We start from the raw sequence: 23,749 nt of genomic DNA on the forward strand, positions 1-23,749 counted from the left end.
GAGGATGCCGACTTTTATTGAATTGCGACAATATCAAAAGCAAGCGATTGCGAATTGGTTAGCAAACCAAGGGCGAGGAACTTTAAAAATGGCAACCGGCAGCGGTAAGACAATTACGGCGCTGGCAATTGTCACAGAATTATATCGAAAAATCGGCTTACAAGTGTTGTTGGTGGTTTGTCCTTACCGACATTTGGTGACGCAGTGGGCATCTGAATGTGAAAAGTTTGGATTATTGCCGGTTTTAGCATTTGAAAGTGTGCGTAATTGGCAAAGTCAACTTTCAACCCAACTTTATAATATTCGTGCCGGCAGTCAACCATTTCTCACGGTGATTACAACCAATGCTACATTGATGGGCGACGGCTTGCAATCCCAATTAAAATATCTGCCGGTTAAAACACTCATTGTCGGAGATGAAGCGCATAATTTAGGTGCGCCAAAGTTAGAGGAAAGCTTGCCTCGCAACATTGGGTTACGGTTAGCGCTGTCTGCCACACCCGAAAGATATTTTGATGAATTGGGGACAGAAGCAGTGTTTGATTATTTCGGGCCGGTTTTGCAACCCGAATTAACCTTAGCGGATGCAATTCGTCAAGGGGCATTAGTTCGTTATCTTTACCATCCCATTCTTGTTGATTTAACTGAGTCGGAAAGTCGGACGTATTCCCGGTTAACCACAAGAATTGGTTGGGCATTAAGTGAAGAGACAAATTTTGAGACAAATGAAACAGTAACAGCGTTGCTGATGCAGCGAGCACGGTTAATTGGGGCAGCTGCAAATAAGTTAAATGCGTTGCGGCAGTTAATGGCAAAGCGCCGGGATACAACGCATACTTTATTTTATTGTGGGGATGGTTCTGTAGAGGGGGCAATGAGTCAAAGAAGTAATCGGCAATTGGCAGAAGTGGCGCGAATTTTAGGGGGAGAATTGGGCTATCGCATCAATACTTATACAGCAGAAACGCCTTTAGCAGAACGCGAGAATTTGCGCCGGCAATTTGAATCGGGAGAATTGCAAGGATTAGTGGCCATTCGCTGTTTAGATGAAGGAGTAGATATTCCCGCAATTCAGACGGCTGTGATTTTAGCAAGTAGTAATAATCCTCGTCAATTTATTCAGCGTCGCGGTCGAGTTTTGCGTCCCCATCCAGGGAAAGAACGGGCAACTTTATTTGACATGATTGTCATGCCTCCAGATTTGGGGCGAGATACGTTGGAGGTGGAACGCAATTTGTTAAGAAAAGAGTTAGGCCGATTTTTAGAATTTGCAGATCTAGCAGATAATGCGGGAGAAGCAAGAGTAAAATTACTGAGTCTTCAAAACCGATATGGATTGTTAGATATTTGAAGCGACAAGTTCGCAGTGAAAGTTTAAGCAAGCACTGCGAATTTGAACCGTAAAAATTTGTAAATGCTTGTATGAGAATTAGAAATTTTAATGGTAATATACTCATAATGAGATAATTACAAAATTTTTAGATACGCACAGATTTTTATTATGAAGTAAAGCTGTTATTTCATCTAGGTTAATTGTATCACACAATTTTTTCCAAAAATCGCTCTAGCTAAAATCATTTTTTATCAATTTGGAACAATGAATCAAGATTCAAGTATGCAGGATATTCAGGAGCCAATTCTAAACGCACCGCCGGAAATTCGCCAAATTATTGAGCGGGTATTGGCAGCAGAAAAAGACAAACTTTATATGAAAAATCCCCGCAACATTAACGACGATATTTTAAGGATTATTAAGGAATCAATTCGATGAAGCTGATTTCAATCACGCTGTGTAATTTTCGTCAGTTTTATGGCAAAACCCCAGAAATTTTTTTGGGGTGTGGGGATGAGAAAAATACGACGATCATTCACGGCAATAATGGTGCCGGAAAAACGACACTGATGAATGCCTTTACCTGGGCGCTTTATGAAAAATTCAGTACAGCGTTTGCGGCGGAAACTCAACTGGTAAATAAACGCGCCATTACAGAAGCTGAAGTGGGAAAAGCTGTTGTGTGTTCTGTAGAAGTTATTTTTGAACATGATAGCAAACGCTACCAAGCCAAGCGTGTTTGTCGTGCCTACCGCAATGAAACCGGCAACGTTGAGCAGGGTGATAGTAAGTTACAAATGCTTATTGCTGGAAATGAAGGCCGGTGGATGCCACCGCTGCAGCCGGCAGAAGATATTATTAATCGGATTTTACCCGTAAGTTTGCACCAGTATTTCTTTTTTGATGGAGAACGAATTGAGCAAATTGTCCGGCATGACAAAAAAGAAGAAATTGCGGAAGCTACAAAAGAATTGCTAGGGATTGAGGTATTAAATCGTGCGATTCGGCATTTGGGAGAAGCGAGAAAATCCTTAGAAACTGATTTAAGAGGAATTGGCGATCCTCAAACAAAAAAAATGTTAGCCACCAAGCAAAGGTTAGAAAAAGAAGTTGAGCGTTTGCAAAACCGACAAACGGAAATTGAGGGAGAGGTTCAAAACCAAGGAGAGTTAAAAACAACCCTAAGCAGCCGATTACTAGAATTAGGCGGTGCTGAGGATTTACAGCGTCTGCGGACTGAATTAGAAACTCAAAAAGAGTCGCTACAGCAACAGCTTAAGCAAGCGACTGAAGGACTTAAAACAGCAATCTCAACGCGAGGCTTTACAGTTTTGCTGCCAGATATAACCGCTGAATATCATGCCATTGTTGAAGGGTTGCGGGAACGAGGCGAGTTACCCACCGGCATCAAGCGTCCATTTGTAGAAGAGTTGCTACATCGGGAACAATGTATCTGCGGTGCAGAGTTGAAAGACGGCACCCACGCACATCATTTGGTGCAAGCTTGGATGGATAAAGCGGGAGTTGCGGATGTAGAAGAAACGGCAATTCGCTTGAGTGAACAGGTGAGCGAAATTGACAAACAAGCACCGGATTTTTGGGAAGAAGTGGATCGGCAGCAAGCAAATATTGATCGATATCGCACTGAACTTTCTCGCATTGAAACGCAGTTAGATGATACGAAGAAAAAATTGCGAGACTTTCCAGATGAAGATGTGAGTCAGTTGCAAAAGCGTTTAGATGAAATTGATAAAAAAATCAGCGAACTCAATAAAGAGACCGGTTCTAATGAGCAACAGCTTAATAGCCTAAAATTGGAAATTAAAGAATTAGCCAAGCAAATTGAAAAGCAGCAAATGAATGAAAGCCGGCAATTACTGGCACAGAGCCGGATTGGAGCAGCTCAGGATGCGATGGATCGCTTAACTGAGGTGAGAACGCGCCTCGAACAACAGTTTCGTTTGCAATTAGAAAAACGGGTGCGTGAAATTTTTTCCTCGATTTCGTTTACTCCCTATATTCCAAAGCTGACAGAGAAATATGCTCTAAAGTTAGTGGAAAACACATCAGGAAAAGAGGCAGATGTCGCCGCTTCGACGGGAGAAAATCAAATTCTTAGTTTATCGTTTATTGGGGGAATTATTGATCGGGTGCGGGAATGGAGTAAAAAAAATACTCTAATGGGTCCCGATAGTAGCACATTTCCCATCGTCATGGATTCTCCCTTTGGGAGTTTGGATGAAATTTCGCGCCGGCGTGTGGCAAGTTCAATTCCAAAATTAGCCAATCAGTTGATTGTGTTGGTAACAAAAACTCAGTGGCGCGGTGAAGTTGCCGAGGAAATGGCAAATTGTATTGGTAACGAATATGTTCTTTCTTACAATTCTCCCAAACCCGATTGTGAGGAAGATGCGATTGAGTTAAATGGGGTGCGTTATCCACTGGTGCGGCAAAGTCCGAATGAATTTGAATATACGGAAATTATTGAAGTAGAACGCAAATTTTAAAAGTTTTTGTAAGACAAGTTTTCGCTGCTGAAAGAAGCTGACCCACAAGATGCCGACGCTACAATATAATTAAAAACAAATGATGCAGGAGGGAATCTTAATGGTTGCTCCAACGCTGCGGGATTTTATAACAGATGCCTGGGTAAAGGCAAGCTGGGAAGAATTTTTAGCCATAGCTGACGATCCAAAATATGAAACGAGCCGGTTTTATTATGATCAAGGGGATATGAGGATTGAAATGGCACCCATTGGGTCAAGCCACAGTCAGGATAATGGCATCATTTATAATCTTGTGAGTCTTTATGCCACGCTTAAGAAGATCCGCATTAAAGGATTTGTCAATTGCAGTTTTCGCAAAACAGGTGTGCAGGAATGCCAACCGGACTCGGCTTTCTATATCGGCGCAGAGATTCGATTTCCACCCCGAACAAATTCTCCAATTGATTTGAATGAGCTTGAAGCACCAATACTCGTGGTAGAAAATGCAGCTACCTCTGTTAATGATGATTTAGGGAGAAAGCGGTTACTTTATGAACGCTTAGGAGTAAAAGAATACTGGGTTGTGGATGCGAATAAATGTGATGTCATTGCCTTTGAAATAGACGATGCCCGCAGCGGTCAAATTCAGGAGTCGCGGGTTCTACCAGGACTAGAAATCGCAGTCGTTGAGGAAGCTTTGGAACGTAGTCAGAATCAGGATGATGGAGAAATCAATCGCTGGTTGATTCAGAAATTCAGTTAAATATCAGGTAGAAATAATCAGATGGGTGCGAATCGAATTAGAATTGCCAAGGATAAGGCGGATTTAGTCAAAGCCTTAATCGATGCCAAAGAAACAACCGGCCCTTTTCAAACCTATGCCGATGTCGTCGTATTTGCGGCAGCATTGGGCGCGAAACGGAAAAAACGAGTGCCGCTAGAAGAAATTTCCACAAAAGAGCCGGCACCTATTGCCCTAGAAATTTTTGATTCCAGAGGCTATGATCGCGCCATCAAGTTGCTAGCAGTAACCGAGACAAAAGACCCAAAAATTCTTTCGTTGTTTGATGAAAAAGCCGAAGAGAAACGCATCCATATTTTTGAAGAATATGCGAATGGGGGGTTAGAAATCTTGCGAGAAGAACTTCGGGGAGCAGTAGACTATTCAGAGAGAATTTTATTAATGTTAATCTCTGACCGGCAGAAGCAAGAGCAGCCAACAGAAGAATTTGATCTCAGCCGGTTTCTCAGTTAAAAAATCAGCTAGCTAACCGGGAAATATTAAGAATATAAAACCCCAGATAAACACAGATGGCGTTATTTTATCTGTGTCCATCTGTGTGCATCTGTGGTTAAAAATAAAAAATATCCTGCTAACTCAACACAGGCGGAAGCCCTACCTTTTTCAAATCAACAAACTTACCCTCAAAACTCATCGCTTGATTCGCCCCCACTCTCCTCGATTCCGCTAACTCCAAGCGAAGTTCTGCACGTTCCATATCATCTTTAATTCCCCCCAAAATATACACAATTAGCCTTGCCGCTAAATCACGACCGGCAACGACGATTCGCTTCTTATTTGGATCATACAAAACCCCATACCAAGGAGATTGGGGAAACTCCATTCCACTGAATCCGCCGTCTATATCATACCGCTGGAGTTTTTTAAAGATATCCTCTAGAGAAAAACGTTTTTTGAAAACTAAAATTCCTAAAGCTTGAGCCACCGCAATTTGACCGACGGGACGAAATAAAATATTTCCTTCTCCCCCATCTTTTTCAAAACTAAATCGGCGTAATTGGGGCGTTTCTGCACCATCTTCGAGTCTTTGATAGCTGACTAAGCTTGATAAAGAATCGAAAAGCGCTCTAAACTCTTTCAGTCCCTCCTCAAGTTCCTCATCCTCCGGACGCATGGGAATTAAACCTTTTTTATCCACCGGCTTCCAGTGAGGGAATTTATGGCCCAAGTAGCGCTCAGACATATCTTTCATCGCCTGAAGCGTTGTTAAAACAGTCGATTTGGTCGCAACTGTGGCGCTATCCCAATTTACGCGAGGATTGCGACCTTTCTTTTCTTTAAATAGCGGATGTGTGACAGCAACTTTTCGAGCAATAATGGAAAATCCATCATCTTCATTTAAGAGTGCAAGCTGACCCTGACTTAAATTCACAGCCATTAAATTGACATGAACGAAGATCGATCTCACTCGCCGTCGTGCTTCTTCACGGGTTTCTCCGGCGACAACTGCGGGAATAAATTCAATCCCGATTTTTTCCTTTGCTAAGCGCTGTAAATCTGCCGGCTCAACTTGATATTGCTGGGAAAGATCGTCAATTGTAATCGCATTCCCCACCGCCTTTTTCGTTTTGTTATAGGGTTGCAATCTGCCGGTTTTGAGTAACATCATTAGACCTTGCACACCCATGAGCCGGTGTTGTCCGTCTAATGCGAAAATTGCCACAGTTTCAGAAACATCTAAAAGCCCAATTGTGCTGTCTTTATCCAAAGGCGTGAAAATCGCAGCCGGCTTGAGTGCGCGTCCATTTTTATCCCATTCAGGAGCCTTTGGATCGTCTACCCAAGAAGGACTTTGCACCACCAAAACAGCCGGAAATTTGTGCGCCTTTCGTCCCGCGAGATACTGAGTCAAGGATGCCTGACGCGACCAGTCAAGGGGACGTTGCAAAATTTCATCAACAGTTTGCTCATCCCGAATGACATTGTCTGTTTTTGCGTCGAACTTTTTTTGGAATAACGGTAGTTGCGAAGCGAAGCGAACCCGACTGTCGAGCCATTCCAGGGTGACAGACCCAATAAACGCCTCTGTGCTCCCCATCTGGGTTTTCTGAACCAAAAGCTGGTCACTTCGGGAAAGGTGCCGGTCTAGCAGGAGTGCGAGTGCCTCTCGCTCTTGATTTTGCTGTTCCAGTATTCGGCTGGCAATGTCTGGCTGTGGGTTGCTGGCGCTGCTCATGGAAGCGTTTTATGAAACTCAAGGTTGCTTTTTTAAAATTAGCTGCTAGTATGATTAATGTCAATCTGTGTTTTTAAAAACCAAATTAGCAAAGTAAAAGCGCGATTTAGCTAGCACTGCACAAGCTGTTTTATGTCAATACCCCTTAGAAATGCCAATACGATGTATAAACATTAATTTAGAAGTTGAGCGAGTAACAGGTTGCTCAAAAATCAGCAAGGGAAATTATGAAAGTTAAATTAAGCATGAAAAATTTTCCTAGGGGAAATTGACGGCAAAGGTACAAGAACTCTGAAGTTTTTTATCAAAATCCACACATTGCTATCTCCAAAATTGATGTTATGCCGGCACCTTCTTTTGAATACATTTTGCCTGTAATTCGAGGAATCCAGTCAGGGCGCGAATACTACGTTTCCATGTGTCCCGTGCGACTCATTCCCAAATTATTTGTGGTTGAGGATGAAGAAATCCCCCCAGAAATGCGGGCACAGCGCACGCTGAATAGCAGCCGTGTAGCGGAAATTGGCAAATATATTCTTAACAATCCCAAGAACTATACTTTCTCGGCAATTACGGCTTCAATTGACGCCGATATCACCTTTGAACCGATCGGATCGGAGGCAGAAGCGCGGAAAATGGGGCGCTTGAGAGTGCCAATGGATGCGAAATTTACTATTAATGATGGAAATCACCGGCGCGCGGCTTTTGAATTAGCTTTAAAAGAAAATCCTGAACTTGGATACGAGACAGTGGCGGTGGTGTTTTTTCTGGATATTGGGTTAAAGCGTTCTCAACAGATATTTAGCGATCTCAACCGCTATGCAGTTCATCTTGATCCTTCGTTAAATATTCTTTATGATCGCCGCGATCAAAATGCTGAATTGGTGAGAGAAGTGATTAAGCAAGTCAAGGTTTTGCGAACCCTGACGGATACTGAACACAGTACACTGCCGGCCAGATCAGGTAAGCTATTTACGCTCACGAGCATTTATAATGCTACTCTTGCCCTGCTGGCGAATGATCAGGACACTGAGTTGCGCCGGCAAATTGAACTGGCTGCCGGTTACTGGAATACTGTCAGCAGTTATCTCCCAGATTGGGAGTTGGTTTTGCAGCGCAAGATCAATGCCGGTGAGGTGCGGCGGGATTATATCCACACGCATCCGACTACTTTGGCGGCGTTGGGAGATGCCGGCAGTGTTTTGATGTCGCTTTACCCGGAGAATTGGGAGAAACATTTGGCAGGACTGGCACAAATCGATTGGTCACGTTCCAATCCTGATTGGGAAGGGCGAATTTTATCTAAAGGTGGGGTTTCTCAATCTCGTGCTAGTGTTCGTTGGATGAGTGCTTATATAAAGGAGCGTTTGGGGATGCTGATGCCGGTGGAATAGGAAGATTGAAAGAGTGCCGGTTTCAGTGGGGAGGGGTTGAACTGGTAGCTCACTTCTAAGTTAGAAATTCGGTTTAAAACTTCCAAACCCAAATTTCTACAGTCACGCAAAGCTGGCAGTCCTAATTTTAACTGATAATCAGTAACGCAGCTCATAATAGAGCTGCATTGCTTGACGTATAGAATTTCTAAGCTTATCGTGGGGATATGGATAACATAAGAGGCTACCATCATGGTTAACAGTTCTTTTCAAACGTTAAATAATACAGAAGCTAGCAACGGTAAGCGTTCTAGCACTAACCTGATTGCCCTACCAACGCAGCAGGATGCTCAAAGTCAGGCGTGGGCAGACGCATCCACTTCCGGGGCAAGAGTCTTTGTATGTCACATATATGAGCAGGGCAAAAGAAACCATCTCGTATTTTCCTTACCCTTCAACCTTCTCCTCGAAATGGCAAAATTACAGACTGCCGATACCAAAAAACACAAGTCTAATGCCGAGGAACTCATCAACCGTCCTCTTATGTCGCCGCACGTTGATGAAATTGCTAAATATCTGCTGGAGACAGATAATTATATTCTTCCGCCGTTTATTTTCAATTCAAAAACACCTATTAAAGTGTTTGCTTTTGGGCAAGGATCAGTGAAACTCGGATATGCTGTACTCCCAGCAAGTGTTGAACTTTATGTAACTGATGGGCAACATCGACTTAAAGCGATTGAGAAAGCTGTTAAAGAGAGACCTGATTTACTCAATGACAGCGTAACTGTTTTAGTTGTACAAGAAGACGATATTGATCAAATTCACCAAGATTTTGCTGACTGCGCCAAAAATAAACCGATTCCCCCAGCGTTATTGGCAGCTTTTGATGTAAGTAATGTGCTGTCAAAGTTAACTCGGCAACTTACAAAAGAGTTAATAATATTTGATGGGCGTATTGATAAAATATCCAAAACCCTGGGAAAAGATCCAAATTATATGTTTACGATGAACCAGCTTCGCGTTGGTATGGCAGAGTTTTTATATGGTTCATCAAGAAAACAGGTAATTGAATCTCGCTCTAACCAGCAAAAAGATGAATCAAGGACACTTCTAGAAAAAGCCAAGGATTTTTATTTGCAATTCGCCGAAATAAATGATGCATGGAAACTACTTCTCAAACCCGCAGCACAAACCGTAAATCTCGATTTGTACAGCATGCGTCAAGAAAGAATTGATTTCAATACGATTGGTCTTCAAATCATTAGTCGGGTTGGATATCTCATCTTTTTTGGTAAAACTTTTAGCAATGAGCAGCGAAAGGAATTGATTCATGCACTAGCCAGTCTTGATTACCGACGCAACTCAGAACTGTGGAAAAATAGTGTAGTGATTGATGATGGAAATGGCATCAAGAAGATAATTTCTCAGGCTGCAGCAGTCGATAAGGCTTTTAAAATTGCGGTCAACCAAGTTGAGGCAAGGACAGGAATAATACTCAAATAAGATGAATCAATGATGTGTGATTTGTGGGGTGAGCATTGTTCCTCATCCCTTCTTTTACACAATATTCTGACAAACAAACAGCAGCAAAAATTTATCCGCTTTCGGGCGGGTGCGAGCCACAAAATCAAAGAAATAGTCGCCTCTTTCACTATTTCGGGAATGGCTTATAAGTATATAATAACTTAATGGCTATCAGCAGAGGCGAACTATGGAAGGAATTCAAAGCTTATTATTGCCACAGCGGACTGTTACCGAATTAGTGGAAGATATAGAAAAGCTAAGTAAAGAAATTCAAGAGTTATATTGTCTGGATGAAATACCCTGGGTGATCGGATACAGTGGGGGGAAAGATTCAACCGCAGTATTGCAACTTATCTGGAATGCAATCGCGGCTCTTCCTTCAGAAAAACAAACTAAAACTATCCATGTAATTACAACAGATACCTTAGTAGAAAATCCTATTGTTTCTGCTTGGGTTCGCAAATCCATAGAACGGATGAAGACGGTTGCTCAAGAACAAAGAATGCCTATTGAACCTCATCTGCTTCATCCCGCAGTTAAAGACACATTTTGGGTGAACTTAATGGGCAAAGGCTACCCAGCACCTCGTCATGGATTTCGTTGGTGTACTGATCGGCTAAAAATTCAGCCTGTTAATCAATTTATCCGCGACATGGTTCGAGTCAGTGGTGAAACAATCGTTGTCTTGGGTACTCGCAAGGCTGAAAGTACCAAACGTGCAGCGACAATGCTTAAGCATGAAGCTGGTAGGGTGCGTGATCGTCTCAGCCCTAATGGCCGTCTACCTAACTCGCTAATTTATAGCCCTATTGAAGACTGGCGAAACGATGAAGTTTGGATTTATTTAAATCAGTGGCAAAATCCTTGGGGACACAGCAACAAAGACTTATTCACAATGTATCGAGGTGCAACAACAGATAATGAATGTCCTTTAGTTGTTGATACCACTACTCCTAGCTGTGGCGATTCTCGCTTTGGTTGCTGGGTTTGCACAATGGTAAACCAGGATAAATCAATGGAGGCGATGATCCTGAATGATGAGGAAAAAGAATGGATGCAGCCTCTACTTGATATCCGTAATGAATTGGATATGGAGGATGATCGGCACAAGAGAGATTTTCGCCGCATCTATGGTAGAGTCGAACTTTTTGAACGCAATGTCGAGGGTGAAACCTCAATTGAGCCAATTCCTGGGCCTTATACTAAAAAATGGCGTGAGCATTGGCTGCGGCGAGTCTTAGAAGCGCAAACACAAATTCAAAAAACCGGCCCTGAAGAAATGCGTGATATTGCCTTAATTACCCAAGAAGAATTAATTGAGATTCGCCGCATTTGGCTGGAAGAAAAACACGAATTTGATGATAGCTTGCCTAGGATTTATCAAGAAGTCACCGGCACACCCTTTGAAGACACGCGCCAAGGTGTCGATAAAAAACTCCTAGGCAGCGATGAATGGACTGTCCTTACCGAAGTCTGTGAAGAAGACGAAATGCACCTGGAATTAATGGCAAGATTACTTGATACCGAACGCCAGCATTTCACAAAACCACGTCGCACCGGCATCTATGGGGATTTAGAAAAATGCTTCGACAGTAGTTCTCGTGACAAAGAAAAAGCCATCGACAATGCCCACTACCAGCGCAACATTAAAACTGCGGTTCAAGCTGTTAGAGAAAGTGACCCTGAAAGCCTCCAGCAAGTCAGGCAAGCCCTCGAACAAACCGGCAGCCCCCAAAAAGACCAGCCTGGAAATGCCGGCAAAGCAAAAAACACCGTTGAAAGCGACAGTAACCAACCGAAACAGCTATCTTGGGCAGATGTAAAATTCGCACCGACAAATGCCGGTGATCAAGACACTCAAGACTAGCCCATTCTTAACAGAAAATCCTGCAATCTTCACCCAATGATCTTTCGCGAACTCATCCTAGAAAATTTTGGCCCCTATCAGGGCAAACAAGTTATCAATCTCACCCCCGAAACCGGCAGCACAACCCGCCCAATTATCCTATTTGGCGGCATGAATGGGGGTGGCAAAACAACCCTCATGGATGCCCTTCGTCTCTCCCTCTATGGCATTCGCGCCCAGTGTTCCACCAGAAGCAATTTGAGCTACGCTGACTTTCTCTCCCAATGCGTTAATCGCAACACTCCACCGACAGAAAAAGCCCGCATTGAATTAACTTTTGAACAAGTTCAAGAAGACGGGTTAGCTCAATACAAAATTGTCCGCTATTGGGAAAAAGAACCCAAAGAGGGAAAAGATACATTAGGCATTCTCACCAAAAGCGAATTTCAGAAAGAATGGTGGAAAGATGACGCCCTAACAAATACCTGGGATGAGTATATCGAAACTCTGCTACCGCTTGGCATTTCTAACCTGTTTCTCTTTGACGGGGAACAGGTAAAAGAACTGGCAGAAGTCGAAACTCCCCCAGATTTTGTTGTCGGTGCAATTAAATCTCTTTTAGGATTAGAACTTGCGGAACGCTTATCTGTTGACTTAGATATTTTACTCACCCGCAAGCGCAAAGAAGCGGCTGGGGCAAAAGATATCACAACGCTGGATAAAATCGAACAAAAATTTCAGCAAATTGCCGCAGAAAAAGAAATTGCCGCAGAACAGCAAGGCAGCTACGGGGACAAGTTAAAACGGACTGAAGAAAACCTGAAAAAAGCCACCGATAAATTTATTTTAGAAGGCGGAAAAATTGCCGGTGATCGCAGCCGGCTGGATGCCGAAAAAGACGACTTAAAAAAACAGGCAGAAACAACCCGCGAGTCTATGATTGACCTCGCTGCAGGTGCTTTACCCCTAACACTGATTACTCCCCTATTAGAACAAGCAAAAACCCAAGCGGAAACAGAAGCCGGTCAACAGCAAGCAAAAATTGCAGCAGATGCTATCCAACAGCGAAGTAATCGTCTGCTTACTTATATCAATGAACTGTCAATAAAACCTGATTTATTTGAGAAAATTAAAACCTTTATAGACAAAGAAAATCAAGAATTAGAAGTCCAAGCCCTTGCAGAACCCTGGCTAGATGCCGATGCCGAAAGCCTCAGCCAACTGGAAACCTTACTGCGATACGAACTGCCGGCATTCTCAAGCAATGTTGGCAAACAATTACAGTATCTTAAACGCATTGAAACCGATATTGATTTTAAAGACAGAGAACTCGCCGCCGCCGCCTCGCCGGAAGCCTATGAAAAATTAGAAACTGCGGTGAGAGAAGCCCACAAAGAAGTCGCATACGCCAAAGCCGGCAGCGAAATAGCCAGCCGGCGCATCGAAGAATTAAACCGAGAACTCGCTAAAACTCAAAAAGAATTAGAAAAATACAGCGATGAATATATCCAGCAAAAAAATAGCCAGCACATCATCACCTCAATTACTAAAGCCCAAAACACTCTGAAACAGTTTCGGGAAAAATTAACGATTCAAAAACTCACCAAATTAGAAAACGCCGTCACCGACTGCTTCCGCTATCTCCTGCACAAATCAGACTTAGTGCATCGCGTTGCCATAGACACCAACACTTTCAGCCTTTCCCTCTTTGATCCGCAAGGACAGCCGGTGCCCAAACACCGTTTATCTGCCGGCGAAAAACAACTGCTTGCCATTGCACTGTTATGGGGATTAGCCCGCGTTTCCGGGCGTCACTTGCCGGTTGCCATTGACACTCCTTTAGGACGTTTAGATTCATCCCACCGGCAGAATTTAGTTGAGCGTTATTTTCCCTCTGCCAGTCATCAAGTTATTCTGCTCTCTACGGATACTGAAGTGAGAAAAGTAGAAGTAGAAAAACTGAGAGAATTGGATGCAGTTGCTCGTGAATATCTGTTGAAATATGATGGAAATGAGCGTCAGACGAGGGTGGAAAGTGGGTATTTTTGGTAAGAGACTTTAGCTGCAGATGGACACAGATAAATTATCCATAGTTAAATAAAGTTACCCCAAACCCCCAACCTTAAGCCTAAATCATGGAATCACCAATCGACCGAATTAAACTCTCCCAAACCGGCAAAGATCAACTCACGAAGCTCAAACGCCTCACCAAAGTCGATCAGTGGAATATCCTCTGCCGGTGGGCATTTTGCCGTTCCCTTGCCGAACCCAGCATCCCCTCACCCGTTCCCATCCCCGCCGATAGCAACGTCGAACTCACCTGGCGCGTCTTCGGTGGAGAAATCTCTGATATCCTCTTAATTGCCCTCAAACAACGCTGCCACAACGACGGATTAGGCACCGAAAAAGAAACCCTCGCCAACCAATTTCGCCTCCACCTCCATCGCGGCATCGGTTACTTAGCCGGCGATCCAAACATCAAAAAAATCGAAGACTTAATCGCAATCCCCCTAAAATCCCAACCCTAACTGCAATTCCCAATGCCCTATGCCCCATTCCCAATCCCCTCATTGTTAACTTTTAATGAGTCCCGTAGCCAAACTAACCATCGCCCGCTATATTAACCAAAACGCTCCCGATTGAGAGTTATGGTCGCTTTAGTCCCGGAAGCTTTAGAAATTGAGCGTCACAGAGCCGCAATGGTTCGCACAGACCTCTCTAAACCCGTGCGATTGGCAATCGAATCGGCAATCTTTACAGAAAATACCAGCTTTTTTGACTATGGCTGCGGACACGGCGGCGACGTTACTCGACTGGCAAACCTAGGCTGCAACAGCACCGGCTGGGACCCCTACTACTGCCCAGACGCCCCCATAATTCCCGCAGACATTGTTAATATTGGCTACGTGATCAACGTCATCGAAGATCCCGAAGAACGCCGGCGCGCTTTGCAACAAGCCTGGGAACTTACCGGCCAAGTTTTGATTGTAGCCGCCCAAGTTTTAATCAGTAACCGTAGCAGCGATCAAATCGCCTATGGAGATGGCATTGTCACCCGCCGCAACACTTTCCAAAAATATTACGAACAAGCAGAACTCAAAACCTACATCGACACAGTGCTCAATGTTGATGCGGTGCCGGTGGATTTAGGCATCTATTTCGTTTTCCGCGATGCCGCACAAGCTCAAAGTTTCCGGGTTTCCTGCTTCCGATCTTTCGCCACAACGCCCAGAATTCGCATCCCCAGCAAACGCTTTGAGGATTATCAAGAACAACTTGCACCTCTGATGGCATTTGTCACCCATCGCGGCAGGCTGCCGGTGAAGGGAGAATTACCCGAAGAAACCGAACTCAATAAAGAATTTGGCAGTATCCGCCGCGCCTTCCAAGTCATTCTCCTCGCCACCGACGAAGAAGATTGGGATACGATCGCCTACCGGCGCAGTCTCGACCTCTTAGTTTATCTTGCACTTACCCATTTTGGCCATCGACCTAGCGCCAGAAAACTTGCCCCAGAAATCAAGCATGACATCAAAGCCTTCTTTGGCACTTATGACGAAGCCTGCGAAACCGCTGACAGAATGCTCTTTAGCCTCGGGAATCCCGGCGTCGTTGCCGGCTGCTGCCAGCGCAGCCAAATCGGCAAAAAACTTCGGAACGCCCTCTACGTCCACGTTAGCGCCCTTGAACAGCTCGATCCCCTCCTCAGAATTTACGAAGGCTGCGCCAGCCGTACCATCGGATGTTTGGAAGGGGCAACCTTAATTAAATTTCACACCGATAAGCCCAAAATTTCCTATCTCTTCTACCCAGATTTTGACAGCGAACCCCATCCCGCCTTGCACACCAGTATGCAAATCGATCTGCGGGATCTTGAAGTTAAGTACAGCGACTACGACACCTCCGACAACCCCCCAATCCTGCACCGCAAAGAAACCTTCGTCACTGCCAACTATCCTAGATACGAAGAATTTGCCCAACTCACCCACCAAGAAGAAAATTGGGGCTTACTCGAAAATACCTCAACCATAGGCAGGCACAAAGGCTGGCAAGAATGCCTTGCCGAAAACTACGCCGACATCCGGGGACACTGCGTTTACTGGCGCGAAGATGCCCAGCCTTCTCAAGTAAACGCTTTACTGACTGCTCGCCCCACACTGCAAGCCGGCAACTGCCTGCTGTTTATGAAAGAGATAGATGAAGTGGGTGAGTGCAGCCAAACAATCCACGAATCCACATTAAATTTGCCCTAGCTCAAGCGGGGAGAGCAAGAAGCCGCGAACTCAAGACAGCTTTTTTGGCGGCTAGATCGGAAATTTAGATGCTCATTCGCTTCACATCCGTCAGAGCAATTTTAATTTAGGCTTAACCTGCAAATTTTTCTGCCAAACTGGCCACACACTCACCGGCTGTTGAGCCAGAATAAGAATCGAATCTCCCCCATTCGCCGGCAAATTCCTTTTCGCTCAAACAGTCTGTTCAATTCCATGCACTTATTTTAGAGAGACACCTCGGCAAATTTTAAAGCCGGCCTAAAGCTAAAATATGCAATTTAAAGTTTTTATAAATTCTCGCTTACTTTGCATTGAAAATATTAGAGGCGATTGAAAAGTTACCTTTTTGCTTGATAAAACATGAACAGTTTAGTGTAAAATTAGCTGAGAAATAAGTTTACAAATTTCTGTAGACATTAATACAAATTCATGTGTAAAATAAAGAAGATTTTCAGTTGAAGCTAGTAAAAAAGCATAGGCCCTCACTCAATCTGATTTGAAGTAAAAATCCTGTGATGCCATAAAATTAACAGAGCAACCTTTCTAGACACCAAGGCAACACATCCAGGTAACCTGACTAGATTAGTGATTAAGTTGAGTAATGTCCTTTCTCTGGGCGGCAAACCGCTAGCTTGACTGATAAATCTTGAAATATCTAAATTGAGAAAAACTGTTAAATTCTGTCCAGTTAACCGTTTCATTTTGAATCATTGACAAAGTCTAGAATGTTGTTTAAAAAAGAAAACAACGACTTGTAAAAGTCAATGAGGGCAATCCACCGGATTAGGAGCTGTCATTATGGTAGTCGGAATTAAAAACGAAGTCGCGCCGGCACAAGAAGCCGATTTTTTACGAATCAAGGGCATCGACTATGTAGAGTATTACGTTAGTAATGCATTTCAAACAATGCACTTTTTCCGCACGGCATTTGGTTTTAAACCGATTGCTTATGCCGGCTTTGAAACCGGCGTGCGTGATCACGTCTCCTATGTGTCCAGACAGCGCAACATTCGGTTTGTCTTCACCTCCTCATTCGAGCAAGAGAGCCAAGTTAGTAAACACGTCGCAAAACATGGTGATGGCGTCAAAGATATTGCCTTCAAAGTCGAAGATGCCGTTTACGCCTTTGAAGAATCCGTAAAACGGGGTGCCAAACCCATCCTGGAACCAACCGTTTGTGAAGACGAAAACGGACAAGCCATTAAAGCAACCATCGGAGTTTGTGGCGACTTTGTGCACTCCTTTATCCAGCGAGATAATTACGAAGGCGCATTTTTACCCAACTTTGAAACCATTAAAAATCCGCCCATCACCTTATCTACAGGACTCTCCTCAGTTGACCACATGGTTTTGTGTGTTCCAGAAGGTGAACTCCAAAAATGGGTTGATTACTATTGCCAATCCCTCGGTTTTCAAAATTCATACAATCTTGATGTTGCGAGTTCTGTGAGCGGAATGCATTACGCAGTCGTTCAAAACCGGATTGGCTCGATCAAAATGTCAATTGTTGAGCCGGTTTCAGGAACACAAAAATCGCAAATTCAAGAATTCCTGATGTTCAATAACGGCCCAGGAATCCAGCACATCGCCATGCTATCGAATGACATCGTGCAAACAGTGCAATCCCTGCGCGGAAACGGCATGGAATTTTTACGCACGCCCGATACCTACTACGATATGCTCGAAGAACGCATTGGCGAAATAGACGAAGATATCTCAGTATTGCGCGAACTGGGCGTCTTAGCTGATCGCGACGAAGAAGGCTACTTGATGCAAGTCTTTACCAAACCAATTCAAGGCCGGCCCACCCTCTTTTTAGAAATCATTCAGCGCCACGGCACTCGCCTATTCGGACACGGCAACATTGAGGCATTATTTAAAGCCGTCGAACGCGAACAAGCCCTGCGCGGGAATTTATAAACCCTTCGCATTCAGGCTGATATCCGACTGACATCTGTAGGGGCGACTGGCTGTAGGCGTTAAGAGCGTCGGCGTAGCCAACGCCCCTATTTTTCGTTTCTAGTGGCTAAAAGTACAGCCGGCGTGCCGGCACACCAGAATTATTGATTACTATTTACAATTCTTAAAATTATATCCTCATAAAAATTTTCAATCGGCGGCACTAACCCATCGCGCAAAAGTACGAGTAGGAGTTTAAACTACTCTCAGAGAGCGACAAGCGCTACTAAAAATCGTTACAGCAACACCGACTTTGTCTTCATAAATATGCCATGAATTGACTGATCCCGAATTTGGACATCTTGTGGCTTTATTGACATTTAACCGTGAAGCTGAACAAATTGTTTAGCAGCTTTGGGTTCAAAAGCCGGTGCAGAACCCGCTATAAACAGGCGGAAAAAGCCAACAGGGGGCAGGAGAAAATAATGGGTTCAAAAAGTATTAATTCATCTAAGAAAACAAGTCATCAACTTGAAAGTAAAAAACCTGCTAATTTTTCCACTTTTCCTATTTCCTTAATTTTGGCTGCCTGTGTCGCCGGCTACTGCACAGCGCCGGCTCATGCAGAAGGCAGCCGAGAGTTAGTCTCAAGTGGGGGAAACAGACCCTTTCTAGAGTGGACAAATCTTCCTGCCACCGCCGGCATCAACCGACGGACAACCTTAAAAGTTTACGTCAATGCCGGCGAAACAATTAACCTCGGTTCCAGCGTTCCCAATAGCTTTGGTGGCGGCATCACAGATATTGTCTACCGCAGTCCGTTGGGCGTAGTTGGCTCATGCGACGTTCAAGCGACTGGCTTCGGGTTGATTGATACCCTTGCGAAAGAAGCAGCTGGCCCACTTCCGGCAGCCGGTGGTTACACTCCCTGCACTGTCGTAGCCACTGAAAGTGGAATTTATGAAGTAGACTTTCACGCGCCCTTTTTTAGCGCAACACCCATTGGCAACCCAACCGCAATTGGTGCAAATGTCCCCTTCCCAACAGATGGCTCACAACTTCAAACAGTCGCCGCTTGGGATATCACAGTCACTAATGGAGGGATACCTATTCCAGGAGGGGGGCGAGTTTATGCAGATTACCTGTCGCTAATGATGGGAGGTACCGGCGGGACAGAAACCAACATCAGTCCCATCAGTTCCCGAACCTACATTCAAACACAGGATGGTTATCGCTACCTGGTAGACCTTAATGGTTTGCAACCATTTGGATTCATCTTTTTTGCCAATAATCGAGGCTTTACAGACACAGCCGGCAATCCACTTTATCGCTCGATCTCGCTGCTCACTGGGAGCGCACTTCCCGGTGGAGTTGGCTTAACTCCGACAGAAAAGGTTTTTTTAAACCCACCCGCTGCAGACTTACCCGGATCTGCCAGCTCTCCCAGCGGCAATACATGGCTTCTCGCATCACCGGCACCTCCTCCCACACCAACAGGATTCACATTTACCGGCATTGAAGGAACACCGAATCAAACTGGCACCACTCCTTTGGGAGGTAACTTTAGCTTTAATGCGCCTTCTGTGGGCACTTACAGCATTCAGATAGATGTAAACCAAGATGGGGACTATAACGACCCAATTGATCGGATACTGGCTGGTAATGCCGCAATTGGGGCAAATACAATTGCTTGGGATGGCAGGGATGGCTTTGGAAATCCCGTCCCTGCCAGTGTCACCCCCTACGGTGCCTCGATTACGCTCAATGCAGGTGAAGTGCATTTTCCCTTTTTAGATGCAGAAAATAATCCAGGGGGTTTGATTATCCAACGGCAGATTCCAGGAGGGGGAAACACCGATACCGTGTATTACAACGATACTGGCTTAACCGGCGGCACACCCCCCAACCCGATCAGTGCCTTAGCCGGGGTTCCCAGCAGCACTGGTGCTCACAGGTACGGGAACGCTAGCGGTTCTCAGACAGAATTTGGTAATAACAGGGGGATTGACACTTGGACAAATTTACCCTCCGCACCCGTCGCTCTTGTCGGAGGAATCACAGTCGCAGCAGCTGACCTTGTCATTGCCAAGACCGATAATGTCACCACCATAGCGGCAGGCAGCCCGATTACATATACCATTACGGTGACCAATAATGGACCCAGTACAGCCACCGGCGCGACGGTGACAGACACAATTCCAGCTAGTATTACCGGCGTTAACTGGACCTGCGCGATTACTGCCGGCACCGGCGCTTGTGGGACGGCTAATGGTACAGGAAATGCCATCAACACCACCGTTAATCTTAATAGCGGAGCCACCGCCACCTACACAGTAACCGGAACCGTCTCTCCGACCGCCACCGGCACCTTGAGCAACACTGCCACCGTGCGCCGGCCCAATGATACTGCCGATCCGGTAGACAATGACGGTAGTGGCAGTAATAACATCAGCGAAAGCGCCACCGATACCACCACCATCGGCCCTCCATCCGCTGATTTAGCAATTACGAAAACCGCGAATCAAACCAGCACGACTGCCGGCAGCGCCATCGCTTATACCATTACCGTCACTAACAACGGCACGAGCACCGTTAATAGTGTCACCGTTACGGATACAATTCCTGCCGGTCTGACTAACCCCATCTACACCCCCAGCACCGGCACTTATGACCCAGCAAACGGCGCTTGGACTGGCTTAACTCTGGCAACCGGACAAAGCATTACCCTCACGATCAACGCCACTGTAGCCGCAAATGCCACCGGCACTTTAACCAATACAGCGACTGTCGCACCTCCTGGCGGTGTCACCGATCCGAATAATACGAACAACCAAAGCCAGGATACAACCGAGATCGTTCCACCCGCCGATCTCGCCGTAACCAAAACCGTAGACAATCCCAATCCCACGGTTGGACAAAATATTAATTACACCGTCACCTTAACTAACACCGGCCCTTCAACTGCCACCAATGTTGCGATTACTGACCAAATTCCTGCCGGTTTAACCTTTATCTCGGCAACACCCAGTCAAGGCACTTACGACAATACAACCGGCCTTTGGACTGTAGGGACTCTGGCGAATGGTGCCTCTGTCACCTTAACGATTAGCGCCACGGTTAACACCACGAATCCCATTACAAATACCGCAACCATTTCGGCTTCAGATCAGCCAGATCCAGATACTACAGATAACACCGGCACGGTGACAGTACCGCAACAGCAAGCTGATTTAGCCGTAGCTAAAACCGTAGATACTCCCAATCCCACGGTTGGGCAAACGATTAATTACACCGTCACCTTAACCAACACCGGCCCTTCAACTGCCACCAATGTTGCGATTACTGACCAAATTCCTGCCGGTTTAACCTTTATCTCGGCAACACCCAGTCAAGGCACTTACGACAATACAACCGGCCTTTGGACTGTAGGGACTGTTGCTAATGGTAGTTCTGTCACCTTAACGATTAGCGCCACTGTTAACACCACTAATCCCATTACGAATACCGCAACCATTTCGGCTTCAGATCAGCCAGATCCAGATACTACAGATAACACCGGCACGGTGACAGTACCGCAACAGCAAGCTGATTTAGCCGTAGCTAAAACCGTAGATACTCCCAATCCCACGGTTGGACAAACGATTAATTACACCGTCACCTTAACCAACACCGGCCCTTCAACTGCCACCAATGTTGCGATTACTGACCAAATTCCTGCCGGTTTAACCTTTATCTCGGCAACACCCAGTCAAGGCACTTACGACAATACAATCGGCCTTTGGACTGTAGGGACTGTTGCTAATGGTAGTTCTGTCACCTTAACGATTAGCGCCACTGTTAACACCACTAATCCCATTACGAATACCGCAACCATTTCGGCTTCAGATCAGCCAGATCCAGATACTACAGATAACACCGGCACGGTGACAGTACCGCAACAGCAAGCTGATTTGTCCGTGGCTAAAACGGTAGACAATCCTAATCCGGGAATAGGCCAGAATATCACTTACACCGTTACCTTAATCAACACCGGCCCTGCCAATGCGACAGGAGTGCAAGTCACTGACCAAATACCAGCAGGCTTAACATTTGTCTCCGTAACACCCAGTCAGGGGACTTATGACAATACAACCGGCCTTTGGAATGTGGGCAATGTCGCTAATGGTGCCGATGCTACCCTCAGAATTACTGCCACAGTCAACACAACGAACGTCACCAATACTGCCCAAGTGAGTGCTTCAGATCAGACAGATCCGGATCCGACAGATAACACCGGCACTGTTACAGTACCAACGCAAGGGGCTGATTTATCTCTTGGCAAGACTGTAGACAACGCCAACCCCAGTGTTGGGCGAAATTTGACTTACACGGTAACTCTCAGCAACACCGGCCCTGCTGCGGCTACGGGCGTGCAAGTTACTGACCAGTTGCCAGCCGGCTTAACGTTTGTGTCGGCAACACCGAGTCAGGGAACCTACAATAATACAACCGGCCTTTGGACTGTAGGAAATCTTGCTAATGGTGCCGGTGCCACCCTCAGAATTACTGCCACCGTCAATACGACCAATCCAATTACCAACAGTGCCCAAGTTACCGCCTCAGATCAGCCAGATCCCGACTCGACTGCCGGCAACAGCAATCCTAGTGAAGATGACCAAGCCAGCGTGAGTATATCGCAGCCCGTGGCCGATCTGTCGCTGGCTAAAACGGTGGATAATGCCAATCCATCGGTCGGTCAGACAATTGCTTATACCGTGACTCTTAGGAACACCGGCCCTGCCAATGCGACGGGAGTGCAAGTCACTGACCGAATACCAACCGGCTTAACGTTTGTCTCGGCAACACCGAGTCAGGGAACCTACGACAATACAACCGGCCTTTGGACTGTCGGCAATGTTGCCAATGGTGCCGCTGTCACCTTAACTATTCAGGCGACGCTGAATACGGTGGGGGTGGTGACAAACACTGCTGCCATTACTGCAGCTGAGCAAAGTGATCCAGACTCAACCCCAGGGAACAACGCGCCAGGGGAAGATGACCAAGCCAGCGTGAGTGTGCCGGCAAAACCAAACCTGCGCCTGGTGAAGAGAGTGACCCAAATTAACTCGACAAGCTTTAATGATTTAGTAGACGATCCAGCCGATGTCAATGACAATGCTGCCAACTGGCCTAGCAATTATTTACTAGGAAGAACCGATGGCGGCAGGGTTCAGCCGGGTGATGAAATTGAATATACAATTTACTTTCTCTCGGATGGGTCCGCACCTGCCGGCAATGTCGTTTTGTGTGACTTAGTTCCCCCTAACTTGGGCTTTATTTCCAATGCTTTTGGTGCGGTTCAAGGAATCTCTGTTTTCCTCAATGGTAACCAGCAGTCTTATACCAATAGTGCGGATGGGGATGGAGGTCAATTTTATCCTGCCGGCACCTTAATTCCTCCCCCTCCGGGCGGTGTCTCTCCCCAACCCTGCGGGGATGCAAATACAAATGGGGCTGTGGTTGTAAATTTGGGCAACATTCCTACGGCAACGGGTTCAAATCCTGCGAATTCCTATGGATTTATCCGCTTCCGTGCCCGATTTATTGATTGATATTATTGCCTCTTAAAAACCTAAGTTTTTATTCTTCCAAACTTGAAAATACTTAGCATTTTAGAGGAGCATTCACTCTTTACTTTTCCGATTGCACGTTATCTGAAATCCATTTTAAATAGGATTGAGAGCCGGCAATAATTGGCAGCGCAATAATTTCTGGCACCTCATAAGAGTGCAGTTCTCGTACTTTATTTTCCAAATCTAAAAATTTGCTCAAATCTGTTTTAATCAGCAGTTGCCACTCATCCTCTGATTGCACTTCGCCCTGCCAAGTGTAAATTGAATGAACGGGCAGCAAGCTCACGCAAGCTGCCAGATGCGCTTCTATTAAAGCTTTGGCGATCATTTCTGCTTCATTGCGTGAAGCGGCTGTCACCATCACCACACCGTACTGAGGTGCCCTAGAATCTTTTTCCATCCCCCGTCCATTGCCTAAAAT

The 23,749-nt window shown here is 45.5% G+C and carries 16 protein-coding genes; 13 read left to right on the forward strand and 3 right to left on the reverse strand.

What is annotated here, in order from left to right; translation table 11 throughout:
• Positions 1–4 precede the first annotated feature (4 nt).
• The 5 genes from H6F56_RS20810 (at position 5) to H6F56_RS20830 (ending at position 5,074) form a co-directional block, all read left to right on the forward strand.
• Positions 5–1,351, forward strand: coding sequence for a DNA phosphorothioation system restriction enzyme (locus tag H6F56_RS20810; protein ID WP_190672287.1), 1,347 nt, complete (start codon positions 5–7; stop codon positions 1,349–1,351).
• 246 nt (positions 1,352–1,597) lie between these two features.
• On the forward strand, positions 1,598–1,771 hold the full coding sequence (locus tag H6F56_RS20815; protein ID WP_190672084.1) for a hypothetical protein: 174 nt from the start codon (positions 1,598–1,600) through the stop codon (positions 1,769–1,771).
• A complete protein-coding gene (locus H6F56_RS20820) occupies positions 1,768–3,840 on the forward strand; it encodes an AAA family ATPase (RefSeq protein ID WP_190672087.1) in 2,073 nt (690 codons plus the stop codon). Before H6F56_RS20815 ends, H6F56_RS20820 begins: the two co-directional genes overlap by 4 nt.
• A gap of 100 nt (positions 3,841–3,940) precedes the next feature.
• Complete coding sequence (locus H6F56_RS20825; RefSeq protein ID WP_190672090.1) at positions 3,941–4,582, forward strand: Uma2 family endonuclease; 642 nt, start codon at positions 3,941–3,943, stop codon at positions 4,580–4,582.
• Between the two features lie 21 nt (positions 4,583–4,603).
• Positions 4,604–5,074 carry a DNA phosphorothioation-associated protein 4 gene (locus H6F56_RS20830; RefSeq protein ID WP_190672093.1) on the forward strand — a complete coding sequence of 157 codons (471 nt, stop codon included), beginning with the start codon at positions 4,604–4,606 and terminating at the stop codon, positions 5,072–5,074.
• 118 nt (positions 5,075–5,192) lie between these two features.
• Here the strand turns inward: H6F56_RS20830 and H6F56_RS20835 are convergent, their stop codons facing one another.
• Positions 5,193–6,797 (reverse strand): DGQHR domain-containing protein, encoded by a 1,605-nt coding sequence (locus H6F56_RS20835; RefSeq protein WP_190672096.1) that lies wholly within the window; start codon positions 6,795–6,797, stop codon positions 5,193–5,195.
• Positions 6,798–7,138: 341 nt separating this feature from the next.
• On the opposite strand from H6F56_RS20835, the gene dndB reads away from it, so the two are divergent.
• Positions 7,139–8,191, forward strand: coding sequence for a DNA sulfur modification protein DndB (dndB, locus tag H6F56_RS20840; RefSeq protein WP_190672098.1), 1,053 nt, complete (start codon positions 7,139–7,141; stop codon positions 8,189–8,191).
• Here the strand turns inward: dndB and H6F56_RS20845 are convergent.
• Positions 8,149–8,346 carry a hypothetical protein gene (locus H6F56_RS20845; protein ID WP_206753421.1) on the reverse strand — a complete coding sequence of 66 codons (198 nt, stop codon included), beginning with the start codon at positions 8,344–8,346 and terminating at the stop codon, positions 8,149–8,151. The genes dndB and H6F56_RS20845 overlap by 43 nt on opposite strands.
• 76 nt (positions 8,347–8,422) lie before the next feature.
• On the opposite strand from H6F56_RS20845, the gene H6F56_RS20850 reads away from it, so the two are divergent.
• The 7 genes from H6F56_RS20850 (at position 8,423) to H6F56_RS20880 (ending at position 23,307) form a co-directional block, all read left to right on the forward strand.
• Positions 8,423–9,676, forward strand: coding sequence for a DNA sulfur modification protein DndB (locus H6F56_RS20850; RefSeq protein WP_190672105.1), 1,254 nt, complete (start codon positions 8,423–8,425; stop codon positions 9,674–9,676).
• A gap of 208 nt (positions 9,677–9,884) precedes the next feature.
• A complete protein-coding gene (gene dndC, locus H6F56_RS20855) occupies positions 9,885–11,564 on the forward strand; it encodes a DNA phosphorothioation system sulfurtransferase DndC (RefSeq protein WP_190672108.1) in 1,680 nt (559 codons plus the stop codon).
• Positions 11,565–11,600: 36 nt separating this feature from the next.
• Entirely contained in the window at positions 11,601–13,595 is a 1,995-nt protein-coding gene (gene dndD / locus H6F56_RS20860) for a DNA sulfur modification protein DndD (RefSeq protein WP_190672112.1), read from the forward strand.
• Positions 13,596–13,678: 83 nt separating this feature from the next.
• Positions 13,679–14,071: a DNA sulfur modification protein DndE gene (gene dndE / locus H6F56_RS20865; protein ID WP_190672115.1), complete on the forward strand. Its 393-nt coding sequence runs from the start codon at positions 13,679–13,681 to the stop codon at positions 14,069–14,071.
• A gap of 120 nt (positions 14,072–14,191) precedes the next feature.
• Positions 14,192–15,796, forward strand: a complete 1,605-nt coding sequence (locus tag H6F56_RS20870; RefSeq protein ID WP_190672118.1) for a DNA phosphorothioation-associated putative methyltransferase — start codon at positions 14,192–14,194, stop codon at positions 15,794–15,796.
• Positions 15,797–16,615: 819 nt separating this feature from the next.
• On the forward strand, positions 16,616–17,737 hold the full coding sequence (hppD, locus tag H6F56_RS20875; RefSeq protein ID WP_190672121.1) for a 4-hydroxyphenylpyruvate dioxygenase: 1,122 nt from the start codon (positions 16,616–16,618) through the stop codon (positions 17,735–17,737).
• A 464-nt stretch (positions 17,738–18,201) separates the two neighbouring features.
• Positions 18,202–23,307, forward strand: coding sequence for a DUF11 domain-containing protein (locus H6F56_RS20880; protein ID WP_190672123.1), 5,106 nt, complete (start codon positions 18,202–18,204; stop codon positions 23,305–23,307).
• A gap of 79 nt (positions 23,308–23,386) precedes the next feature.
• On the opposite strand, the gene cutA is transcribed toward H6F56_RS20880, so the two are convergent.
• Complete coding sequence (gene cutA / locus H6F56_RS20885) at positions 23,387–23,728, reverse strand: divalent-cation tolerance protein CutA (protein WP_190672125.1); 342 nt, start codon at positions 23,726–23,728, stop codon at positions 23,387–23,389.
• Positions 23,729–23,749: the final 21 nt, after the last annotated feature.

The organism is Microcoleus sp. FACHB-672 (genome assembly GCF_014695725.1).
Classification (GTDB): Bacteria; Cyanobacteriota; Cyanobacteriia; order Cyanobacteriales; family Oscillatoriaceae; genus FACHB-68.

What these genes read in the sequence shown, in the direction of transcription:
- H6F56_RS20810 (WP_190672287.1), top strand. Translation starts at nt 5, where the DNA reads ATGCCGACTTTTATTGAATTGCGACAATATCAAAAGCAAGCGATTGCG.
- H6F56_RS20815 (WP_190672084.1), top strand. Translation starts at nt 1,598, where the DNA reads ATGAATCAAGATTCAAGTATGCAGGATATTCAGGAGCCAATTCTAAAC.
- H6F56_RS20820 (WP_190672087.1), top strand. Translation starts at nt 1,768, where the DNA reads ATGAAGCTGATTTCAATCACGCTGTGTAATTTTCGTCAGTTTTATGGC.
- H6F56_RS20825 (WP_190672090.1), top strand. Translation starts at nt 3,941, where the DNA reads ATGGTTGCTCCAACGCTGCGGGATTTTATAACAGATGCCTGGGTAAAG.
- H6F56_RS20830 (WP_190672093.1), top strand. Translation starts at nt 4,604, where the DNA reads ATGGGTGCGAATCGAATTAGAATTGCCAAGGATAAGGCGGATTTAGTC.
- H6F56_RS20835 (WP_190672096.1), bottom strand. Translation starts at nt 6,797, where the DNA reads ATGAGCAGCGCCAGCAACCCACAGCCAGACATTGCCAGCCGAATACTG.
- dndB (WP_190672098.1), top strand. Translation starts at nt 7,139, where the DNA reads ATGCCGGCACCTTCTTTTGAATACATTTTGCCTGTAATTCGAGGAATC.
- H6F56_RS20845 (WP_206753421.1), bottom strand. Translation starts at nt 8,346, where the DNA reads ATGAGCTGCGTTACTGATTATCAGTTAAAATTAGGACTGCCAGCTTTG.
- H6F56_RS20850 (WP_190672105.1), top strand. Translation starts at nt 8,423, where the DNA reads ATGGTTAACAGTTCTTTTCAAACGTTAAATAATACAGAAGCTAGCAAC.
- dndC (WP_190672108.1), top strand. Translation starts at nt 9,885, where the DNA reads ATGGAAGGAATTCAAAGCTTATTATTGCCACAGCGGACTGTTACCGAA.
- dndD (WP_190672112.1), top strand. Translation starts at nt 11,601, where the DNA reads ATGATCTTTCGCGAACTCATCCTAGAAAATTTTGGCCCCTATCAGGGC.
- dndE (WP_190672115.1), top strand. Translation starts at nt 13,679, where the DNA reads ATGGAATCACCAATCGACCGAATTAAACTCTCCCAAACCGGCAAAGAT.
- H6F56_RS20870 (WP_190672118.1), top strand. Translation starts at nt 14,192, where the DNA reads ATGGTCGCTTTAGTCCCGGAAGCTTTAGAAATTGAGCGTCACAGAGCC.
- hppD (WP_190672121.1), top strand. Translation starts at nt 16,616, where the DNA reads ATGGTAGTCGGAATTAAAAACGAAGTCGCGCCGGCACAAGAAGCCGAT.
- H6F56_RS20880 (WP_190672123.1), top strand. Translation starts at nt 18,202, where the DNA reads ATGGGTTCAAAAAGTATTAATTCATCTAAGAAAACAAGTCATCAACTT.
- cutA (WP_190672125.1), bottom strand. Translation starts at nt 23,728, where the DNA reads ATGGAAAAAGATTCTAGGGCACCTCAGTACGGTGTGGTGATGGTGACA.